Annotated in this window: 21 protein-coding genes; 11 read left to right on the top strand and 10 right to left on the bottom strand. The window is 44.6% G+C overall.

Annotated elements, in window-relative coordinates; all coding sequences use genetic code 11:
• Nucleotides 1-99: 99 nt before the first annotated feature.
• The 3 genes from SPTER_RS03710 (at nt 100) to SPTER_RS03700 (ending at nt 4753) form a co-directional block, all read left to right on the top strand.
• On the top strand, nt 100-1746 hold the full coding sequence (locus tag SPTER_RS03710) for a PAS domain-containing sensor histidine kinase (protein ID WP_144349116.1): 1647 nt from the start codon (nt 100-102) through the stop codon (nt 1744-1746).
• A 152-nt stretch (nt 1747-1898) separates the two neighbouring features.
• Nucleotides 1899-3023: a cyclic nucleotide-binding domain-containing protein gene (locus SPTER_RS03705; RefSeq protein WP_144349115.1), complete on the top strand. Its 1125-nt coding sequence runs from the start codon at nt 1899-1901 to the stop codon at nt 3021-3023.
• Nucleotides 3023-4753: a B12-binding domain-containing radical SAM protein gene (locus SPTER_RS03700; protein ID WP_144349114.1), complete on the top strand. Its 1731-nt coding sequence runs from the start codon at nt 3023-3025 to the stop codon at nt 4751-4753. Before SPTER_RS03705 ends, SPTER_RS03700 begins: the two co-directional genes overlap by 1 nt.
• 544 nt (nt 4754-5297) lie before the next feature.
• On the opposite strand, the gene SPTER_RS03690 is transcribed toward SPTER_RS03700, so the two are convergent.
• The gene (locus tag SPTER_RS03690) at nt 5298-5867 is read right to left on the bottom strand and encodes an NADPH-dependent FMN reductase (RefSeq protein WP_144349113.1); all 570 of its coding nucleotides are present in this window, start codon (nt 5865-5867) and stop codon (nt 5298-5300) included.
• Nucleotides 5868-5886: 19 nt separating this feature from the next.
• Nucleotides 5887-6390, bottom strand: coding sequence for a ferritin family protein (locus SPTER_RS03685; RefSeq protein ID WP_144349112.1), 504 nt, complete (start codon nt 6388-6390; stop codon nt 5887-5889).
• Between the two features lie 403 nt (nt 6391-6793).
• On the opposite strand from SPTER_RS03685, the gene SPTER_RS03680 reads away from it, so the two are divergent.
• The 4 genes from SPTER_RS03680 to SPTER_RS03665 are packed head-to-tail and all read left to right on the top strand — an operon-like array spanning nt 6794 to nt 10591.
• The gene (locus SPTER_RS03680; RefSeq protein WP_170233132.1) at nt 6794-7711 is read left to right on the top strand and encodes a substrate-binding domain-containing protein; all 918 of its coding nucleotides are present in this window, start codon (nt 6794-6796) and stop codon (nt 7709-7711) included.
• Nucleotides 7712-7713: 2 nt separating this feature from the next.
• Nucleotides 7714-8799, top strand: a complete 1086-nt coding sequence (locus SPTER_RS03675; protein ID WP_211367438.1) for an ABC transporter substrate-binding protein — start codon at nt 7714-7716, stop codon at nt 8797-8799.
• Between the two features lie 2 nt (nt 8800-8801).
• Entirely contained in the window at nt 8802-9812 is a 1011-nt protein-coding gene (locus tag SPTER_RS03670) for a FecCD family ABC transporter permease (protein ID WP_144349110.1), read from the top strand.
• Nucleotides 9812-10591 (top strand): ABC transporter ATP-binding protein, encoded by a 780-nt coding sequence (locus SPTER_RS03665; RefSeq protein ID WP_211367436.1) that lies wholly within the window; start codon nt 9812-9814, stop codon nt 10589-10591. The genes SPTER_RS03670 and SPTER_RS03665 overlap by 1 nt, the downstream gene beginning before the upstream one ends.
• Nucleotides 10592-10659: 68 nt before the next feature.
• Here the strand turns inward: SPTER_RS03665 and SPTER_RS03660 are convergent, their stop codons facing one another.
• The 3 genes from SPTER_RS03660 to SPTER_RS03650 form a co-directional block, all read right to left on the bottom strand.
• Nucleotides 10660-11166, bottom strand: a complete 507-nt coding sequence (locus SPTER_RS03660; protein WP_144349108.1) for a DUF1003 domain-containing protein — start codon at nt 11164-11166, stop codon at nt 10660-10662.
• Between the two features lie 199 nt (nt 11167-11365).
• Nucleotides 11366-11845 (bottom strand): hypothetical protein, encoded by a 480-nt coding sequence (locus SPTER_RS03655; RefSeq protein WP_144349107.1) that lies wholly within the window; start codon nt 11843-11845, stop codon nt 11366-11368.
• 187 nt (nt 11846-12032) lie between these two features.
• Nucleotides 12033-12362 (bottom strand): winged helix-turn-helix transcriptional regulator, encoded by a 330-nt coding sequence (locus tag SPTER_RS03650; protein WP_144349106.1) that lies wholly within the window; start codon nt 12360-12362, stop codon nt 12033-12035.
• Nucleotides 12363-12480: 118 nt separating this feature from the next.
• Between SPTER_RS03650 and SPTER_RS03645 the strand changes: the two genes are divergently transcribed.
• Entirely contained in the window at nt 12481-12876 is a 396-nt protein-coding gene (locus tag SPTER_RS03645) for a pyridoxamine 5'-phosphate oxidase family protein (protein WP_144349105.1), read from the top strand.
• A gap of 138 nt (nt 12877-13014) precedes the next feature.
• The gene (locus SPTER_RS03640; protein ID WP_144349104.1) at nt 13015-13413 is read left to right on the top strand and encodes a bacteriohemerythrin; all 399 of its coding nucleotides are present in this window, start codon (nt 13015-13017) and stop codon (nt 13411-13413) included.
• 209 nt (nt 13414-13622) lie between these two features.
• Here SPTER_RS03640 and SPTER_RS03635 read toward each other — a convergent pair whose 3' ends face one another.
• The 4 genes from SPTER_RS03635 to SPTER_RS03620 all read right to left on the bottom strand — a co-directional run bounded on the left by SPTER_RS03635 (nt 13623) and on the right by SPTER_RS03620 (nt 17216).
• Nucleotides 13623-14057: a hypothetical protein gene (locus tag SPTER_RS03635; protein ID WP_144349103.1), complete on the bottom strand. Its 435-nt coding sequence runs from the start codon at nt 14055-14057 to the stop codon at nt 13623-13625.
• A 182-nt stretch (nt 14058-14239) separates the two neighbouring features.
• Nucleotides 14240-14659 carry a MarR family winged helix-turn-helix transcriptional regulator gene (locus SPTER_RS03630; RefSeq protein ID WP_144349102.1) on the bottom strand — a complete coding sequence of 140 codons (420 nt, stop codon included), beginning with the start codon at nt 14657-14659 and terminating at the stop codon, nt 14240-14242.
• Nucleotides 14660-14880: 221 nt separating this feature from the next.
• The gene (locus SPTER_RS03625) at nt 14881-15696 is read right to left on the bottom strand and encodes an alpha/beta fold hydrolase (protein ID WP_144349101.1); all 816 of its coding nucleotides are present in this window, start codon (nt 15694-15696) and stop codon (nt 14881-14883) included.
• Between the two features lie 107 nt (nt 15697-15803).
• Nucleotides 15804-17216: a GntP family permease gene (locus SPTER_RS03620; protein WP_144349100.1), complete on the bottom strand. Its 1413-nt coding sequence runs from the start codon at nt 17214-17216 to the stop codon at nt 15804-15806.
• A 336-nt stretch (nt 17217-17552) separates the two neighbouring features.
• On the opposite strand from SPTER_RS03620, the gene SPTER_RS03615 reads away from it, so the two are divergent.
• Entirely contained in the window at nt 17553-18221 is a 669-nt protein-coding gene (locus SPTER_RS03615) for a CAP domain-containing protein (RefSeq protein WP_246105467.1), read from the top strand.
• Nucleotides 18222-18357: 136 nt separating this feature from the next.
• On the opposite strand, the gene SPTER_RS03610 is transcribed toward SPTER_RS03615, so the two are convergent.
• Nucleotides 18358-19197, bottom strand: coding sequence for a Cof-type HAD-IIB family hydrolase (locus SPTER_RS03610; RefSeq protein ID WP_144349099.1), 840 nt, complete (start codon nt 19195-19197; stop codon nt 18358-18360).
• Nucleotides 19198-19384: 187 nt separating this feature from the next.
• Between SPTER_RS03610 and SPTER_RS03605 the strand changes: the two genes are divergently transcribed.
• Complete coding sequence (locus SPTER_RS03605; RefSeq protein ID WP_144349098.1) at nt 19385-19876, top strand: GNAT family N-acetyltransferase; 492 nt, start codon at nt 19385-19387, stop codon at nt 19874-19876.
• Nucleotides 19877-19892 lie beyond the last annotated feature (16 nt).

The following is a 19892-nucleotide window of genomic DNA, read 5'->3' as shown; positions in this document are numbered from 1 at the left end:
AGAGGATTTTGAGTAATTATCTAGAAAAATAGACTATATTCTTAGCCATACTCATCTAAGTCAATATCGAAATATAACAGGTTAGCAGGAGGTCATTCCATGTCTATGGACGCCGCTTTAACCACGAATATCATCGCGAGTACATTAATGGTTTTGACCTATGCTTATCTTTACATTCAATATAAACATAGTTACCTGGTAAAATGGCTGACTGCATGGATCATACATGAAGTCAGGATTATTTTTCTTGAAAAAGCTTTTATCGACCAATCTTCATTATACCTAGGAATAATGTATGGGGTGCTGGTTTTTGCACACTGTCTGCTTTTGACGGCTGGTACAATGGAGTTAGCCGGGAAAAAATTTTCCGTCATTTGGTTATCCGGTTGTATACTGGTCTTATTTTTTTCTGTAATAGGCCGGTTAATGGGGTTACCTACCGAAGCTTACCTGCTGCCTGGTGCAATTTATATTGCCTTTGCATATGCCTCTACCGCGAGAGCAGTGAGTCAAATTAACAATGGCCTGGGAGTTTGGCTTACTGCCGGCGGTTTTTTCCTTCTCGGTATCCACGCATTAGATATGCCATTCCTATTCCAGATTAGATGGTTTGCTCCTTGGGGTTATCTGATGGATGCACTGCTTCGTTCTACAGTTGCAATTGGTATTGTTTTGATTTACTTTGAAAAGCTAAGAGTCGAACTTGCCGAAAAAGAAAAGTACTATCGTCTGTTAGCAGATAATGCCACTGATGTTATTTATCGCTATCAGTTAATTCGACCTGTTGGATTCGAATACATCAGCCCGTCTGTTAAGAAACTGACTGGATATGATCCTGCTGAAATAAAAACACTTCGCAATGTCATGCGCATCATTCATCCGGCCGATCGTGGAAACTTTAAGAAGTTAATTAAACCGCCGATAGGTCTCAATGATTTCACCACACTCCGGGTGGTACATAAAAACGGTGATATTCTATGGGTAGAACCAAAACAAAATGTTATTGCTAATTCAGATGGTCAACCTCTTGCTATTGAGGGAATAATGCGGGATATTACTAAACGAGTCCTACTGGAGCAGGATGTGGCGCGCCTTGACCGACTAAACATTGTAGGGCAGATGGCTGCCAATCTGGCACATGAAGTTCGCAATCCCCTTACCACTGTGCGCGGCTATTTGCAGTTGTTTGGTAATAAACGTGAGTTTCAGCATTATAAGGAACAATTTACCTTATTGCTTGACGAACTGGACCGAACCAACCATATTATAACCGAATATCTCGCATTAAGTAAAAATAAAAGCATCGAAATGAAGAAATGCAATCTTAATGAAATTATATTAACAATCCATCCGTTAATTAAGGCCGATGCTGTTTCCTTTAATATTGAAACCGTTCTCGAACTTGGAAAAATCCCCAATCTTTATCTTGATGACAAAGAGATCAAACAGCTTATCCTTAATTTTACTCGCAACGCCATTGAAGCCATGCCATCAGGCGGAAAACTGACTATTACAACCACTATTGACAGCAAGGGAACTATATTGAGCGTCGCCGATCAAGGACCAGGTATTCCTCAACAGGTTCTTGAAAATCTGGGCAAGCCATTTCTCACTACCAAAGCTACCGGTACCGGCCTGGGTATGGCCATCTGCTATCGCATCGCGCACAGGCATAACGCTAAACTGGACATCAATACTGGACCGGCCGGAACGACAATAAACATAAGATTTGAAACAATTAATTGATAAAGAAGGCCGCAAGGCCTTTTTTTTTCGTCTCTATCATTTCCATTTGCAAGGGTAAATAGATAGGACGAAATTTTTTAGGAGGTGGTTGTATGTGAGCGACAGTATAGCTTGTTGAAATACATTGACTAAAACTCAAGGGGTGACTAACAATGCAAACAAAAAAACAAAAACTGGAAACTGCTGCCAAACCAGAATGGGAAAGTGTTAAAATTTATGATGCCTATACAAACGAAGAAAAAGAAGCTATCTACCATTTTCGTTATCAAATTCATATTGGCGAAATGAAGCGCATTATCCCCAGTACCGACCATTATCGAAAAGTTATAATTGATGAACTGGATTCGTGGAGTCAGCAAGCTTACGCGAAATTAGCAGATGGCCGTATTGTTGGTGCTGTCCGGGCAACTTTTGGTAAAGCCAGCGACTTTCCGACTGGGCTGGCACATATCTTTCAACTCGCACGTTTCCAGAAATTCAGTCCTAATAGTAAAAATATTTGTTTTGGGACCAAAATGATGGTCGATCCATTGTACCGAAAGACTCCGGTATTTTTTCAGCTTTTAACACACTGCTATAAATTCCTGCGCGAACACAATATACAGTTCAACTTAAGCGGCTGCAATCCATATCTTCTCCCCATGTATGAACAATTGGGCTATCAGTCTTTTGCGCCAGGCTTTCAGGATCCTGGCTACGGGTTTGTGGTCCCAATTCTACTTATGCCGGAGGATATCGAACACCTGACCGCCATTCGTTCACCATATTTACGTATTGCAAAAAAATATACTAACTCAACTGCAGCCAGAGAATGGTTTCTGGCTAACTTTCCTGAAGCTTCTCGCTACCCTGTCGGCATATTTACCAGTAAACAAAAACGATGGGATTTCGTTAAACAGCGTATCAATCATCCTTTATCGGCACTGAGTACTTTGAATGAAAATGAAGTAAAAAAACTGCTGCACATAGCTACCCCGGTCGAATGCCGCCAGGGAAGCGAATTTATCCGCCAGGGAGATGTGTGTAACGAACTAAATCTGCTTATTACCGGAGTTATGAGGATTGCTTCTCAGGTAGGAGAGGTTTCCCAAGCTAAATGCGGTGATATCATAGGCACTGTCGGCCTGTTTGCCCAGACTCACCATCAGGTTGATGCCACTGCAGTTGCCGATTGTGAAATACTGACAATATCCCGGATTGCTTTCGAGAAGCTCCAGCGTTTCCAGCCTGATCTGGGCCGCAAACTGCGCCTAAGCCTGTCTAGGGAGGACCAATAATGAAAACTACTCCGGATATCCTGCTGATTAACAGTTATGCCCCGCGGCAGCGGGTTGTTTCAGACGCGGCCCTTGAAAACAGCCTGGTGATACTGCGTACCTATCTGGAGTACAAAGGCATTCACGCTGAAATTGTCGATGATCAAAGGGTTACTGCTTTGGAAAAGGGTGTACCCCAGTGGTGCCTGCGGCTATTAAAAACAATGACCCGGTTGTTAATGAAGTTCTACCGCGTAAAACCGTTAGCTGCCGGCATGTTAGTTGCGGCCTGGCCATTGCAGGCGTATGCTCTTCAATGCCGGCGGGAATATCTGCGCAACAGGCGGCGGCAGATCGCTGCCGATGTACAGGCCCGGCAGATTCCCATTGTCGGCCTGAAGCTATGGTATGGAGAAGCCTATACCTGGGGCCGGGAACTTGCAGCTGAAATCAGGCAGTATAGTCCGGAAACAATTATCATCGCCGGCGGTCCTCAGGTTAAAGTTTATGGTGATATCGTACTTTCCCACACAGACTTTGATCTCGCTATCATGGGACCAGGCGAAGAAATTCTGGAAAAGCTGATTACTTTACGCCGGCAGACACCCTCGAAAAGCATTTTTCTGCAACAAGTCCACGCCCAATGGGGGGGACCATTGTTAAAAACAGGCGGCTTTGCCGGCGATCATACGGAGGTTGTCCGGGGCCTGGCCGCGCAAACAATTCCCAACTATTACGCTGCCGATCTTGACGGCAAAATTCTTTTTCACACAATTGTCGACGGTGTGGGTTGCAGTTGGAATAATTGTAACTTTTGCTCCCATACCCGCTGCACTGTTCCTTTTACGCCACGACCGGTGGAGGATATTATTACTGAGATTAAGGCAATGCTCCAACGCGGTATATCATTTTTCCGGTTTAGCAGTTCAGAGACACCGATGGTTCATGGGCGGGAAATTGCTGAAGCTATTTTAACCCATGGCCTGAATATCCGTTTTTCTATGTTTGTTCGTGCCGCCAACGTGAGTGCGGAGACTTTGGCAACCTATCGCCTCCTGATTCAGGCTGGCCTCAGGGCTGTATTTATGGGCGGTGAAACCGGACATGACGGCGTTAACCGGGAAATAATGAATAAGGGGATAGAGCGAAAAGATATTATTAATACGATCGTTACTATCCGCCTGGCATCCGACGCAGTCAGGTTGCCTTGCCGGGTCGGGCTCTCGCTGATTTATCCCTGCCCATTGCCACCGGGAATTTCTATGGAAGAAGTTTTTCAGGCCAATGTAACCTTAATTGATGAAGCACTGCCGGATACGGTTATTGTGAATCCTCCCGGACCTTTCCCGGAAACCAATTGGTATAAGGATGCCGCTAAATTTGGTTTCAAATTCTCTGAGGGGGCAGCGACCTTTACCCAACGATTCATGGAATATGAATACTCAATTTATAAGCCTGTTGAATTCTGGGATGATTTAGGCTCCTCGCTTAACGATATGGAGAGTAAAACGGTGCTAAAGGAGACGGGCAAACTCCGGGCATACGTTGCCAGTCTTGGTATTCCCACAGATATTTCAGATGAATACCTAATGATGACTGAGGCAATTGGCCTTCAGTCCAAACTCGATCTCGTCCGGTTTAAACAAAAAACATTGCTTGACATTATTAGCGGCAGTACCGATTATACCCGAGAGATTACAGCTTCCATTAATGCCGCCAGCCGCCGGCTGGCAAGAACCTATACCAGATAGACGCCCTCAACTCAGCAGGTACCGTAAGGTGCCTGCTTTTTTTATATGCATTCCACAAACTAAAAAAGCCACTCCTTATGAGTGACTCAGCTAATCCGATATAAAGTAAAGAGCCCGCAATGATCTACGCTACAGCCTACACCGATCATTACATACCTATACGCAGACTTTCGCCTACCCACAAGCATTACACAACCGCTGCAAACCTTTGCTCGACTACCACAGATAGCTACTGAACCGCCTGCAATCTCTCGACTGCAAACGACCCCTATTATTCACAACCCATAGCAGTCTTAGCTCGACCAACATACATCCCTTGGGACCACACGGCAACAGTTGGGCTACCGTACAGCCTTTCAAGACCCATGCCAGTCTTCCCGCCGACTAACGCCGAACCATGTGACCCGACGCCAATCTTTGGCCGACTAATACCGAGCTCTTGCAAACCCGGCACCAATCTTGGCTCAACCATTACAGACCCTTTACACTCATAGTATCTGCCGATTTCATGTATTAATACATGGAAATATATAGGCAGTATCAATTAACGGTTGTTGCCAGTATTAGTCATAATCCATATTGTAAATGCGGTCATAAACTTTTGGAAAAACGCGCGTGTATTATCACTAATAAGATCCCCATTTGTGTCAAAAAGCACCGCCGCATTGCCGACATAGGCCTCAGGCTGCTGCATAGTAGGAACATTCAAGCAAACCAGTGATTGCCGCAGATGGTGATTTGCGCCAAATCCACTTATCCCCCCTGGCGATACGCTCATTACTGCCCCTGGTTTGCCATCCAGTACATTTTTACCGAATGGACGTGAGCCGATATCGAGAGCATTTTTCAGCACGGCGGGCACTGAGCGATTATACTCCGGTGTAACGAAAAGAAAGGCGTCATAGTTCCTTGCACATTCACGAAAAGCGGTCCAGGCAGCAGGCGGATGGCCCTCATCGTCCAAATCCTGGTTATACATCGCCAGGTCACCTATTTCAATTAACTCCAGCGAGAAACCGGCCGGAGTTAGTTCCTGCAAGGCCTTAGCAACCTTGCGGCAAAATGATTCTTTACGCAGGCTGCCAACCAGAACCCCAATTTTCTTGGCCGTCATCAGGTATCACCTCTATTGTTTAATATTTCTCTTCTTTAAGATTGAACTCGGCCGATTCGACCCAGTCATGAACATGATTAAGCATCTCAATGATATTCTCCAGCACAGCCACATGCTTTTCTTCTTCCTGCATGAGCGTAATACAGATTGCTCTTTCCGCCTCCGTCACCGCTGTTGCTTGTAAATTTTTATAAAGCTCCACACTTTCCTGTTCTTTTATCAATGCCCCTCTGTATATGTCAATCTGCTCATCTTTTAGTTTTACGATAGATTCTTCATTGTGATTAATAAATTCCCTGTTAATCGCAAAAACATTTTGCTGCCCGGCTAAAAAGGGGGCGGCGGCCGGGGGGTGAAAATGATTATTTTGGGCTGCCAGTATTATATCATAGTGAGACCGCTCATCATTGGCCAAGCCGATTAAGACTGTTTTAAGATCGTCGTATTGCACTTGGGCGGCAAGGCTCCGGTAATATTGTTCCCCGTCTAATTCCATTTTCAATGCGAAATCAAAAATTTGCACCTGGTTACCCTCCTATAATTTATTTCCTTTTATAATTTTACACGTACATTGCAGGATTCCTGCCTTGCCCCGAAAATAACGCTGGTAATCAAAAATAAACCTTTAGCCCAAAGTTGCGCTAAGATTATTTTCTTACCAAACAGCCTTAGAATAGGCCAGCAGCCAAACAGATTGCAATATAAACAAATAAAAATAAATTAATATGTAAAAATAAGTTTGTTTATATTGATTTTTGTTAATTTTTATTTTATTATTAAAAACAGTAAATTCTCCCTTCAAGGCTAAAAAAGTTGCTGATACGATGGTGCAATCAACTAACCAAGCACAATTATGCTCCGGGTTAGTTGATTTTTGCTATAGACAAATATATACATACATTAATACAACATGATTGGAGGTTAGCTTGACAAAAAAACTAACAATATTTCATGCAGGAAGTTTAAGCAGGGTGCTACAGCCGATTGCCCTAGCTTTTGAGCTTCAAAATCCCGGTATATCAGTACATTTGGAAGGCAGCGGTGCACGAATGGCTGCCCGCAAGGCAATCCAGCATCCTGACACCTGCGATATTGTTGCTTCGGCCGATTACAGCATAATTGATGACTTTCTGAAACCTGAATATGCAACCTTTAATATTCAATTGGCAAAAAACCGGCTCGTTCTGTCTTTTTCGGACCAGAGCCAATATGCCAACGCTATTCAGCCTGACAATTGGTACAACATACTATTAAAGCCTGGCGTTACCTATGGGCATACTGACCCGGAACTGGACCCGGCCGGCTATCGGACCAAATTATGTTGGCAGTTAGCGGAGAGATATTATAAGCAGGCCGGCTTATTCAACTGCCTGAATACTAATCTATTGCCGGAAAATATACTGACAGATAGTGCAATAATTCGTTCGCGGCTCACCAGTGGCAAGTTAGACTATTTTTTCGGCTATGAATCAACGGCACGCCAAAACAGCTACCGGTTTATTAACCTGCCTGATGCAATTAACTTTTCAGCTGACGAATATTCATCATATTATGAACAGGCTGCATTGCAGTTATCAGGCAAACAGCCCGGAACGGTCATGACTGTTAAAGGGCAGCCAATTATCTATAGTATCACCCTGATCGAAACAACACGCCGGCGGGACCTAGCCCTGCAATTTCTTGAATTTCTCCTGGACCAGGGGACTGCTCCCATTGTTGCTGCCGGCCTTATCCCACTGTCGCCGCCGATCATTCCGCCAAAGGACAACCTGCATTTGCCTTTTCGACTACGCCGTTTTTTTAATCTTAGCCAGTGTCTTGACCACATAAGAGAGGATGTGTAAATATGACCAAACGTACTATGGTACTGGGCTGTATATTGTTGCTGATTATTGCCGGCGGCTTCTTGGGGATAACCAAACAGCAAACGGCCGTACCCGGACTACAAGCTGCTACCAGGACAGTTGTCGATCAACTCGGGCGTACGGTGATAATTCCCGCTGAGCCCCAAAGAATTGTCTGCCTGCAACACCATACACTTGATATTATTTTAGAACTGCAGGCCGGTGACAAGCTAGTCGGCGTCATTAATAAATGGCAAAATTTAATATCCCCCCGGCTTTCTGATATTTATCCGCGCTTAAAAGACCTGCCTACTCCCGGTGATCTAGAAACAGTCAACCTTGAGGCTCTTACAAACTTAAACCCTGACCTGGTGTTAGTGACCCACTATATGCCCAAAAATGTGATTGAGCAAATTGAGAAGCTGGGTATTCCGGTAATTGCAATTTCCTTGTATAAAGCTGATTATGAACAAGCTTCAAAATTAAACCCGAAACTGAAAGACCCTGACAATGCATACACCGAAGGCTTTAAAGAGGGGGTAGCCTTAATTGGCAGCGTAGTAGGCAGAGAACAGAAAGCGGCTGAACTTGTTGACTACACCCTAAAAAGTCGCGAGCTGGTAAAAACCAGGCTGAGCGGTTTGGTTGGTCAGCGGGTCTCCAGCTATATGGCTAATCCGGATATGTATACATATGGGACAGGCAAGTATACACAGGTCATTATCGAACGGGCCGGCGGGCGCAATGTGGCTGAGGAGATTGACGGCTATAAGCAGGTTACTATGGAACAAATAATGAAATGGAATCCTGAGGTTATTTTTGTGCAAGATCGCTATAAAAAAGTCGCCGCTGAGATTCGTACAAATCCTGCGTGGCAAGAAATTGATGCAGTCAAAAATGACCGGGTGTATGTTGCGCCGGAGTATGCAAAACCCTGGGGGCATCCATGCCCCGAATCAATGGCGCTTGGTGAACTCTGGTTAGCCAAAAAGCTGCATCCGGAGAAATTCTCAGATATTGATCTGCAAGAAAAAGCAAATGATTTCTACATTACATTTTACGGGGTGCCTTATACCGGGGATCACTAATAATGCGTAGGCTGAAGCGTCCAATCCTTACATCTATACTATGCCTAACGCCGGTGGTTTTATTTTTTCTTTCGTTTGTTATTGGTAAATACCCGATCAGCCTAGATAGTGTCGTCAAAATTCTTTTTTCCGGATTCACGACCATTGAACATACATGGACGCCGATGGCGGAAAAAGTAATATTTGAAGTTAGATTTCCCCGGATACTGGCCGCTTTAATCATTGGTGCCGGATTATCGGTAGCCGGGGCGGCCTTCCAGGGAATATTCCGTAATCCCCTGGTTTCGCCTTATATCCTGGGGGTTGCGGCCGGGGCCGGCTTTGGTGCAGCATTAGCAATTTTGCTGGCTGAACATACAATACTCATTCAGGTCTTGGCTTTGCTTTTCGGCTTATTGGCAGTGGTAAGCGCCTATGCAATTAGCAGTGTGTATAAGTCGGCCAATACTTTGGCTCTGATCCTGGCTGGAGTGGTTGTAGGATCTTTTTTTTCCTCTTTGATATCACTGATTAAGTATGTTGCTGACCCTTACGAAAAACTGCCGGCAATTGTATTTTGGTTAATGGGATCGCTGGCAAACGTCAGTAAAGCCACCCTGGCAGTAGCCGGGCCTGTTATTATCATCTCAATTTTTCTGGTGACCCTACTGGCCTGGCGGATCAACATATTATCTATGGGCGACGAGGAGGCTCTGGCATTTGGTGTCAATATCAAACGGGAGCGCGGCCTAATTATTTTCCTATGTACTGTCATTACCGCAGCAGCCGTCTGTCTGGCGGGAACAATTGGGTGGGTTGGGCTGGTTATACCTCATATTGGCCGACTGTTGGTAGGACCGGACCACAGGAAACTAATACCTGCCTGTATATCCATCGGAGCCTGCTATTTATTGATGATTGACAATTTATCCCGGACGCTTATTGAGACCGAAATTCCCCTGGGAATTTTAACAGCCCTTATCGGCGCACCGTTTTTTGCTTATTTAATTATCAAGAATAAGGTGGGCTGGTAATGAGATTGGATGTACATGAGGCAACCTTCTCTTATGATGGCTCCCGGCACATTTTTGCCGATATCAGCTTTTCCGTCCAAGAACGAAATATTATGTGTTTATTAGGCCCCAATGGAGCGGGAAAATCAACATTAATGAAATGCTTGAATAATCTTATGCCGCTAAGCAAAGGGTGCATACAGATTGACGGGCAGGATATCCGTAGTTTGAGTCGCCAGGAGCTTACCCGGAAAATCGCGTATGTCCCGCAGTCCCATATACCAACATTCCCTTTTGTTGCCCTGGATGTTGTACTCATGGGCCGAGCACCGCACCTTAATTTTTTAGCCGTTCCCGGTAAAAAGGATATAGAAATCGCCAAGCAGGCCATGAATTCTCTGGGAATATACCACTTGCGGGACAAACGTTATACTGAGATAAGCGGCGGCGAAAGGCAACTGGTCTTACTGGCTGCCGTTATTGCCCAGCAAACTTCAATATTGCTGCTTGACGAACCTACCTCGCATCTTGACTTTGGCAATCAAATCCGTTTGCTAAAAATCATCAACAGCCTGGCCGAGCAAGGTATGCTTGTCATTATGTCGACACACTTTCCTGACCATGCATTCCTTACCGCTAACACAGTCGCCATTATTGCCGGGGGGAAAATTGCCAAGCAGGGTTCCCCCGCAGAAGTAATTACAGAAGAAAATATTTATCAGACCTATGGCATTAAAGTTATTGTTGGTCAGGTAAATTGTGATAAATCGCTGATTACCTGTGTTCCCCTGATCAGGTAACCAAAAAATAAAGCCTACCAGTCAGAATACTGACCGGCAGACTTTTCGTATTATCAGAATCGCCTTGCTCATTTATCTTTGTCAGCAGTTGTTGCCCGCTCCTCTAACCGGGACATCAGTTTGTTCATAACCTCATCCTGATATACCAAATGCGCCATAATAACCTCGATTTCTTCTGCCGATTTTTTATTAAGCTGATAGTCCAGTTCGGCCATTAAACGGTCCTTTTCAGACTGCCTGTTTTGGCTCATCATGACTACCGGCCCGGTATAAGCCGCCTGAAAGCTTAACACCAGATTAAGCAAAATAAAGGGATATGGATCCCAGGCATCAAAATATCCCGGGTCCATTACCTTCATATAAACCAAATAGGCATTAGCCCCCATCCAGATTAAAATAATGACACTTTGGCCAATAATGAACGGCCAGCTGCCGACTACCCTGGCAACATAGTCAGCAACCCGCTGACCATAAGTCTGTTGTTCCTGAAATTCACGGTAGGCATTTTTCACAAGATCTTGTTTCATTCTATACTTAGCTGCCGGTCCAAGATTAGGCCTATCCTGATTATTCATGCCAATTACTCCTTTTAGGTATTATCAACACGGTATTGTCTTAAAATGAAAAGCACCCATTACTTAGCTCCTGCGGCAGGTGCAGTTATGGCTACTTCTCCCCGGATTGTATATTTTCCTCTAAGGAACCCTCAAAAAAATACCATTAATATACATTAAAGGTATTTACAGGTTAGCTTGATTATACCAAGGAAACCGCCTAAAATTTCTTTTTGAGCAGTATTTGGTAATCACTATTGGAATTAGACGGACTCCGTTCAATCTCAATCCACTCTTTAGCCTCCTCATCGATTTCAACATGGATGCGCCGGCTTTTCAGATTAACACCCGGCATGATCTCAAAACTTTTTTTCTCCTCTTTCTCTATTGTATATGTATGGTTAGACAGATTAAAGCGCGTATTGTCCACATTATTTAACGATTCTATGTCTTTGTCAGGAATAAACTGCTGCGACCCCAGTTTCTCTTCTTGCGGTTTGGCCAGACCGGGATCAGCAATGGCTGGCTGCAAACTGTCGTCAGGGTCTTGCTCGGTAAGCGGCCGCCCATGAACTTCTTCCTGCTGGCCGCGAACCGGCTCGGCGACAGGCGTGCCGGCAATAAAATAATGTATTGCCGCCCAGCCAAGCAAAAGAATTACACCCCCGATAAGAACTATAAGTACCGGTTGTTTTTTCACTTGCATCCCTCTCCCCCATCCGGTAAACACTAATTTATCTGTTTAGGCAGGTTGACTGTTGTCTTCTTACAGGAATAGGTTGCTACTCTCTACCCCTGTTTTTTTGTTTACTCAGAATTTACGGTAAAATAGTCGCATAGCATATAAATTCCGGTTTTACAGCATGCTAACACGTAAGGCAGGCAAACTATATCCTTACCATTTGCTTAACCCCCCACTTGGCTAACTCGTCCAGTGCCGGTAATAAACTCAGACCGGCTTCGGTAAGCGAGTATTCCACCCGGGGGGGAATCTCGTTATACTGAACCCGCTTAATTAAACCATTGTTTTCCAGATCTTTCAGCGATTGGGACAACATCATATTCGTTATGCCGCAGACATTTCTTTTTAATTCATTATATCTCAGCAGCTTATGACGGCTGAGAGCCCAGATCACTGGCAGGTGCCATTTCCCCCCAATGAGACTAAGGGCATATAGTACAGGACACCCGGCCTGCGCAGTGTGTTTATTGCTCATACTTCTCTCCAATACTCATATATTACTGATTAAGTAAGAAATAACTGCATACTTTGTTTTATTATCCTTTTATTGTATAATCGTATCATAAAAATACATAAAGTAAAGGAGATTTGTCATGGAAGAAGTGTTGAAATTTCTCATTGAAAATTCAATTTTTTATCTGGCCACTGTGGACGGTAACACCCCCAAGGTTCGCCCTTTCGGTTTTGCAATGAATTTCGAAGGCAAACTGCATTTTTGTACAAGCAACCAAAAGCCTGTATACCAGCAACTGAAAGCCAATCCCAATATTGAAATATCCACAACCGCCAAAACCGGGGAATGGATACGCTTAAAAGGCAACGCTGTTTTTAACACAAGTAAACAAAGCAAGCAGGCGGCACTTGATACAATGCCAACGCTCGCTAATAGGTACAGTGTGGATGATTCCATTTTTGAGTTGTTTTATATTGAGAATGCCGAGGCAACTATCCAGGATATGAAGGGTAATGCGAAAACAATCAAATTCTAAGGGCACAAGGGCGCAGGCGGAGGTAAAATTCCTTCAACCTGCGCTTTTATTATTTTACTTACAATTCACGCTATAACAGGACTTATCCCAAGGATGGAGAAAATGTTATTATTAAATTATTAAAAGGTGGTTAGTGCCGTGGTAATTTGGAAACATGATTATGATCTCGGTATCCCTGCCATTGACGAGCAACACAAAAAATTATTTGAGATCGCCAATGCTATCGACAAATTATTAAACAATGAATTAATAACTGACAAATATGATCACATTGTAGCTATTATTGAGGAACTACGGGATTATACAACAGAACATTTCGCGGCCGAAGAGGCCTATATGCTGGCTAATAAATATCCCAAGTTTTTGTCACATAAGGTGTTGCATAATGAGTTTATCGAAAAAATGGGATCCATCGACCTGGCAAAGATCGATAATGAACAAAATGCCTATTTAAAAGAAATCCTTAAATTTGTTATCGAATGGCTTGTCGACCATATTTTAAAAGAAGATAAATTAATATCGCCAGCCGCACGGTAGCCGCCGCATTGCAACGCCTGCTAAAGAAAACCCGGCTTGCGCCGGGCCTTTAGCGAAAGTGTAAGCCGCTGTTGCCCTTGAAGCCGCCGGTGCCCTTTAGGGCATAGGCGTTCTCACTTATGATCAGAAACCGCTATACTTCTGATCATGAAAAAAAGCCTCTTGCCGTAAGTTTTACTTACAGCAAGAGGTTCTTTTATGCCTGGAGTTTATATTTTAATGTCAATGATAGCCGAAACCCCAACCCCCTGTACGCGGGTGAAGTTGGTAGGGTTAGTACTATCAACCGGAATCAATGCTTTTACCCTGAACTGGTTATTATTAAAGTTGCCTTCCACCTGCATAACAGCCTTGGTTTTGTCCACCAATTCCTGCGCTCCGGTTATCTGCGCCGCTCCTATGTACCCGTGATTACCGACAGATAGAATCGGGACCACTTTTGTCGCGTATTCAGTCCCCATCTTATGTTTAAATGTCAGTTGGTTGATGAAATTATTAAGCGGTGTTGCAAATCTATCGATAAGGATAGACATGCCACCAACCTTAAGAATATCACCTAAACCCAAGGCCTGCGATACGGGCGCAGCTGTAAGCAGCAGCATGGAAACCAGTAACATACCAATGACAACCTTTTTTTTCCGCATGTTAACGTCCTCCATAGCAAATTTAGTATTTCTACTATATTTTGATTATACCGCAACCGACTGTGTAGTCAATGTCAAAAAATAGGAAAATATTAATTGTCGCTTACGCCCCTGCTCACCGGTTCTTGCCGCCTCAAGGACAGCCAATTTATAACTATTTATAAATTTATAGTAAATAGTTGCTAAAACGCCTCTCTGTTAATTTTTTTTAAGAGAGCCAGCAACTGTTCGTTTTCCTTTTCCGATAAGACCGAAAGTATTTGCTCTGTTAAATTATAATGATACTGATGATGTTCGGCAAAAGCCTGCTGGCCTTTTTCGGTTAGCGTAATTAAGTGCACGCGCCGATCCTCTTTAATTGATTCCCTGGTCGCATATTGTTTTTTTTCCAGGCGGTCCACCGTGACGGTAGTCGTACCGGTAGTTACTCCCAGATGTTGAGCAAGACTCTTCATATTCATTTGTCCAAACTTGCCCAGAATTTCGATGGCATGGGCCTCGGAAACAGCTAAATCACTTGTTTTTATTACTGAATTCTCCCAGGAAGAAAAAGCATTGAAAAAAGTAAATAATTCATGAGTGATTTCCTCTAAATAGTTCATACACATTTCTCCTTTGATTATCCGCTGGTAAGACCAAATTATACTTGAAATTCAAGCCAATCATATGCTTAAAAACAAATTTTGTCAAATATTTTTATAGGTAAAAAAACAGGACTCGCCCCGGGCTGCGGGCAAACATAAAAAAGACACCCGCAGGTGCCCCTTTTGCAAAGTTAGAAGAGAAGGGTGCCGCTTAGGATCTGTTATTGATATTTATGGTATTATTCCTCGATAAATTCTACTAATTCCTTATTAAACTTATCGCGCTGGTCATAAAACAATCCATGGCCACTATATTTAAATGGTACCAGCCGGGAATTTTTTATACCTTTATGCTGGGCAACAGCCAGGGGAAACAGACACACCCGGTCATGCAGGCCATGCAGGATTAGTGTGGGAACACGGATTGTCCCAAGATCGGAAAATAATCCCTCTTCGTCCAGCCAGGTTTTGGCAATGGCCGCGGTTGACCAGCCTGCCGCCTCTAATCCCAATTGGAAAAACCATTCTGAGAAAGGGCCGGTGACGTGCTGAAAGAAAAACATATTGCCAAATCCCTGCAGCATATTAGGGCGGTCATTATAGGTGTCCTCAATGATTTTTTCTATCGCCGCTCTTTCTAGACCATAAGGAAAATAGGCCCGTTGAATAAGGCTGGGGGCTGCTGCTGCAAACAGGGCAAGCTTAGCTACCCCATAACCGCTATGACGGGCCATGTAACGAATAGCGATAGCTCCGCCGGTAGAATGTCCCCCCAGGATAAACTGCTGCAAGCCAAGGGCTTCAACCACACAGCGGATATCATCGGCTAATTGATCATAGTGGTAGCCATCCCAAGGCTTGTCAGAATTGCCAAAACCTCTGAGATCAATGCCGATACAGCGGTACCCCTGGCGCGGCAGCTGATCAAACTGGTATTCAAACATCTTATGGTTTGCCGGCCAGCCGTGAATAAACACGATTGTTTTACAGCCTTCCGGGTTAAGGTCCTCCACATAAATATTGATATTTGCTTCTACCTGAATATGGTATCCCATGCCAACCACTCCAATATAAAACTTCTATACTGTAGTGTATTCACCGGGGATGAATAATGCGCTGAATATCCCGGCTATGATCAAGGCGGCAAATCCGCCCCACTCCCCTATATAGCTGCCAGATACAAGCCAATAAAGACAAAGACCAGCAATGTCTTGATAATTGTAATAACAAAGAGATCATAATAGGATTCTTTGTGTGTTAGACCGCACACGGCCATAACAGTAATAAGCCCGCCGTTGTGCGGCATAGAATCGAGTCCGCTGGAAGCCAGGGCCGCAAAGCGGTGCAGGGCATCCGGCGGCATACCGGCAGCCTGGGCCCAGGCCAGATAATCAGTCCCCAGCATACCAAGAGCAATTGTTATGCCGCCTGATGCCGAACCGGTAATAGCGGCCATAATATTGACAGTAATCGCCTCCGACACCAGCGGGCCGGTACCAATCTTAATATCCATTAAAAAAGATTTAATCACCTGGAAACCGGCCAGACTGGCAACCACACTGCCATAGCCATACCCTGAGGCAGTATTAAGAACTGCGACCAGGGAACTAATCGCGCCACCGTTTAGGGCAGCAGCAGCCCCCCCTTTCTGCCGCAACTGTTGGCGGCCAATCACAAGCGCCAGCAGGATACCCAGAATCAGAGCTATGTTCAAAGACCAGATTGCCCGTACCTTATCAAGGCTGCTGCTTAACAGTGACAGGTGCAGGGCTTTAAAGGGCAGCAGGATATCTTCATTCCATTGATAAGCCCAGGACCAGGCAAAAGGGTTGCTAAGATATAAGTTAGCCAGCAGGACAACTGCCAGCGGCAACACCGACAGCCATTGCCCAGGCAGCTGCTCCGCTGCCGACTTGGCCGGTTCATTCAGTGTATGCAGCCCATAGCCCTCGCCCTGTGCTGCCGCCTGTCGCTGTCTGTATAGCAGCCAGGCCCAGCCTGAAGAAAAGATACTTACCCCGCTAATGACGCCAATCAAAGGCTCGGCCCATGTTGTCGTACCGAAAAAAGCGGTGGGAATAATATTTTGAATTTGCGGGGACCCCGGAAAGGCCCCCATACTGAAAGTAAATGTACCTAGCCATAAAGCCGCAGGTATCAGCCGTTTAGGAATATCAGCCTCGCGGAAAAGAGCGGCAGCAAACGGGTACATGACAAACACCACAACAAATACGCTAATGCCGCCGTAAGTCAAAGAACCACAACCAAGTATCACGGCCAGTATAGCATTCTCTTTGCCTAACCTACCGGCAATCGACCCGGCAATCGCCCGGGCCAGACCGCCATCCTCCATTACCTTCGCAAAAACAGCCCCTAACAGAAAAATCGAGAAATACATCTTAAAGTATTCAGCTGCTTTAGTCATGAAGATTTCCGTATATACAGGCATAAGGCTGAAATGACTGGCCGCTGCCGCCAGAATAGCGAATAATGGCGCAAACAGGATGATGGAGTAACCACGGAAGGCAAAATACATTAGCAGGATAAGACTGAGTAGTATTGCAAATAATTCCACTAATTATCTCCTTTTCAATATAAGTTATATTTGTTAAAAACCAGGGTAACGGCAGGGCAGGCTGTGGATCTGTACTATTATACCATAGGCCGAACTGTTTGTTCATTGGCTATATTTACTACCATTATTTTTACAGTGATCTCAGATATATCCAAAGCTAACAATATCTACAATGTTATGTAAACAGGATATCATAAAACAATGTCGAATAACTATTACCTAGTTCCCATTATACAAAACGAAAGGTGGATGCATGTGAACCTCAGTACTAAAAAGAAAGTGCTTTCAGGCATTATTGCCATTTCGCTTTTGACCACATCTTTTGGGGGTACACTTGTGACCTCCGCATATGCAGCAGAAGCTGCTACCGAAGCGATAGCCGATGGGACTGCCGCCAATAAGGCTGCTGTCAATGAAGTTCCGGCCAACGAAACTCTAGATACGGAAACAACTGTTGAAGAAACGCTAAAAGAAAACAAAACTGCTAAAAACATTCTGACCGGGATTGTAGCAATCGGCTTGATTTCGGCCCTTACCAATCACGGCAGCAAGTCTTCAGACAAGTCCAATCAAGGTTCCACAGGCACTGGCAATACAGGCTCCAGTGGCTCAACCAGCACTTCGGCAGCTGATGAGCAGCAGGCCCTGGCCCTGCTGAACCAGGACCGCACAGAAAACGGTCTTTCAACATTAAAATCCAACTCGCAGCTAACAACCCTGGCCCGCACCTATGCCAAGGATATGATTGACCGTAACTATTTTTCCCATTACAATCCGGAAGGGCAGTCGCCCTTCGACCGCATGACGGCAGCCGGCATCAGCTATAAAACGGCCGGTGAAAACTTAGCCATCAATTCAAGCGTAGCCAATGCCGAAAAGGCATTTATGAACAGTTCAGGCCACCGGGCCAATATTCTTAACTCCGCTTACACCGATGTCGGCGTCGGCGTAGTGCGCAACGCAAGCGGACAGGTGTATGTAGTGCAGGAGTTTATTAGTAAGTAAACCTACTACTCTCGCTCCAGTTGCCACCTATTCAAGTTAATAGGCGGGGACATTGATTTTGTTCCACAAACAAAGAGGCCTTTGTGCATAGCACAAATGGCCTCTTTGTCCTGCGGTCAGAGTTACATATCTCTCGCTAAAACCGGTTGTCCAGAATAAACCGGTTTATTGCATTGGCAACGCCCTCATTGTCATTAGAGCTTGTGATAAAGTCAGCTTTTCGTTTCACCCTGTCCGCAGCATTTTCCATGGCAATGCCCAGACCGGCGTACTCGATCATGGATAAATCATTTTCACTATCACCGATTGTTAGTATTTCCTCACGCCTGAGACCATAAATAGCGGCCAGCCTTGCGACTGCCTTGCCTTTGGAAACCCCTTTACGGGTAATTTCAATATTATATCGGGAAGAATCCACGATCTCCAGCTGTTGGATAGTTTGTATTTCCTTGCGTAATTCCCTGATTACCTCTATATTGCTGTATATAATCTCACATTTTACAATATTGTTTTTCTCTTTATTTAATATTTTTTGCCACTGCTGCCAGGAGAAAATATATTCCATATCCAGCTTATTACTCCTCTTGCCCAACAGTTTAGAGGCAACATAAAAAAATTTAAACATAACAGTACCATAATAGAATTTATGGGGCGTACAAAAATATGGTTTTGTGCGGTGTTTGCGAAATATCGCCAGTAGCTCTAAGGATAAGCTCTCGCCCAAAACATCCTGATAAATAACCTTATCCGTATCTTTGTCTTTGATAAAAGCCCCGTTTGATGCAATCACCGGTGATTTGACGCCAATAAGATTGGAATAATATTCAGCATCAGTGTACATTCTGCCTGTGCTGATTACGATATGAACCCCCTGTTGGTGTGCCTGCAGCAATATTGCTTTTGTCCTGTCTGTAATTTTATGCTTACTATTTAAAAGCGTCCCGTCAACATCAATGCAGACTAATTTATAGGCCATATCAAAGTCCTTCCTTTGAAAGATTCCGCTTGCCTGCGGCTTAAACAAACATCCAGCCGTAAAGCTTATTGGCGGCCTTATGTAGTACAGACTATATGCACAGACACTAAGCGACAACTAATAGCAAGAATGATATAATAAAATTTAGTGTATTGCACCCTTACTGACAAACTAGAGGAGGATACCCATGGCCGAAATTACCATTAGAAGTGTTTATCCGGAGGATTTGGACCGGATAACGGCAATAGAAGCTGTCTGTTTCCCGCCTGCCGAAGCCGCCCAGCGGGAAGTATTCAGGGAACGGATCGCAGCCTTCCCTGAATCTTTCTTAGTAGCTGAAGCAGCTGGAATGATGATCGGGTTTATCAACGGCTGTGCCACCAACAGCGCCTTTATCTATGATGAACTTTTTCATAGCACTGAGCAGCATATACCGGCTGGGAAAAATCTGGCTGTTTTTGGACTGGACGTAATCCCCGCCTACCGCCGACAGGGCGTTGCGTCCCAGCTCATGCAGCATTTTATTCAGACTGCCAGAAATACCGGTCGCAGCAGCATTATTCTGACCTGTAAGGAGCGGTTAGTCCCTTATTACGAGTCGTTTGGCTATGTAAATAACGGAGTTTCCCAGTCCGTCCACGGTGGATCCCAGTGGTATGACATGACCCTGGTTCTCTGATTATACGCCTAAACGT

The sequence above is a fragment of the Sporomusa termitida genome, assembly GCF_007641255.1.
GTDB lineage: Bacteria > Bacillota > Negativicutes > Sporomusales > Sporomusaceae > Sporomusa > Sporomusa termitida.
This window is presented reverse-complemented; position numbering and strand designations above follow the sequence as displayed.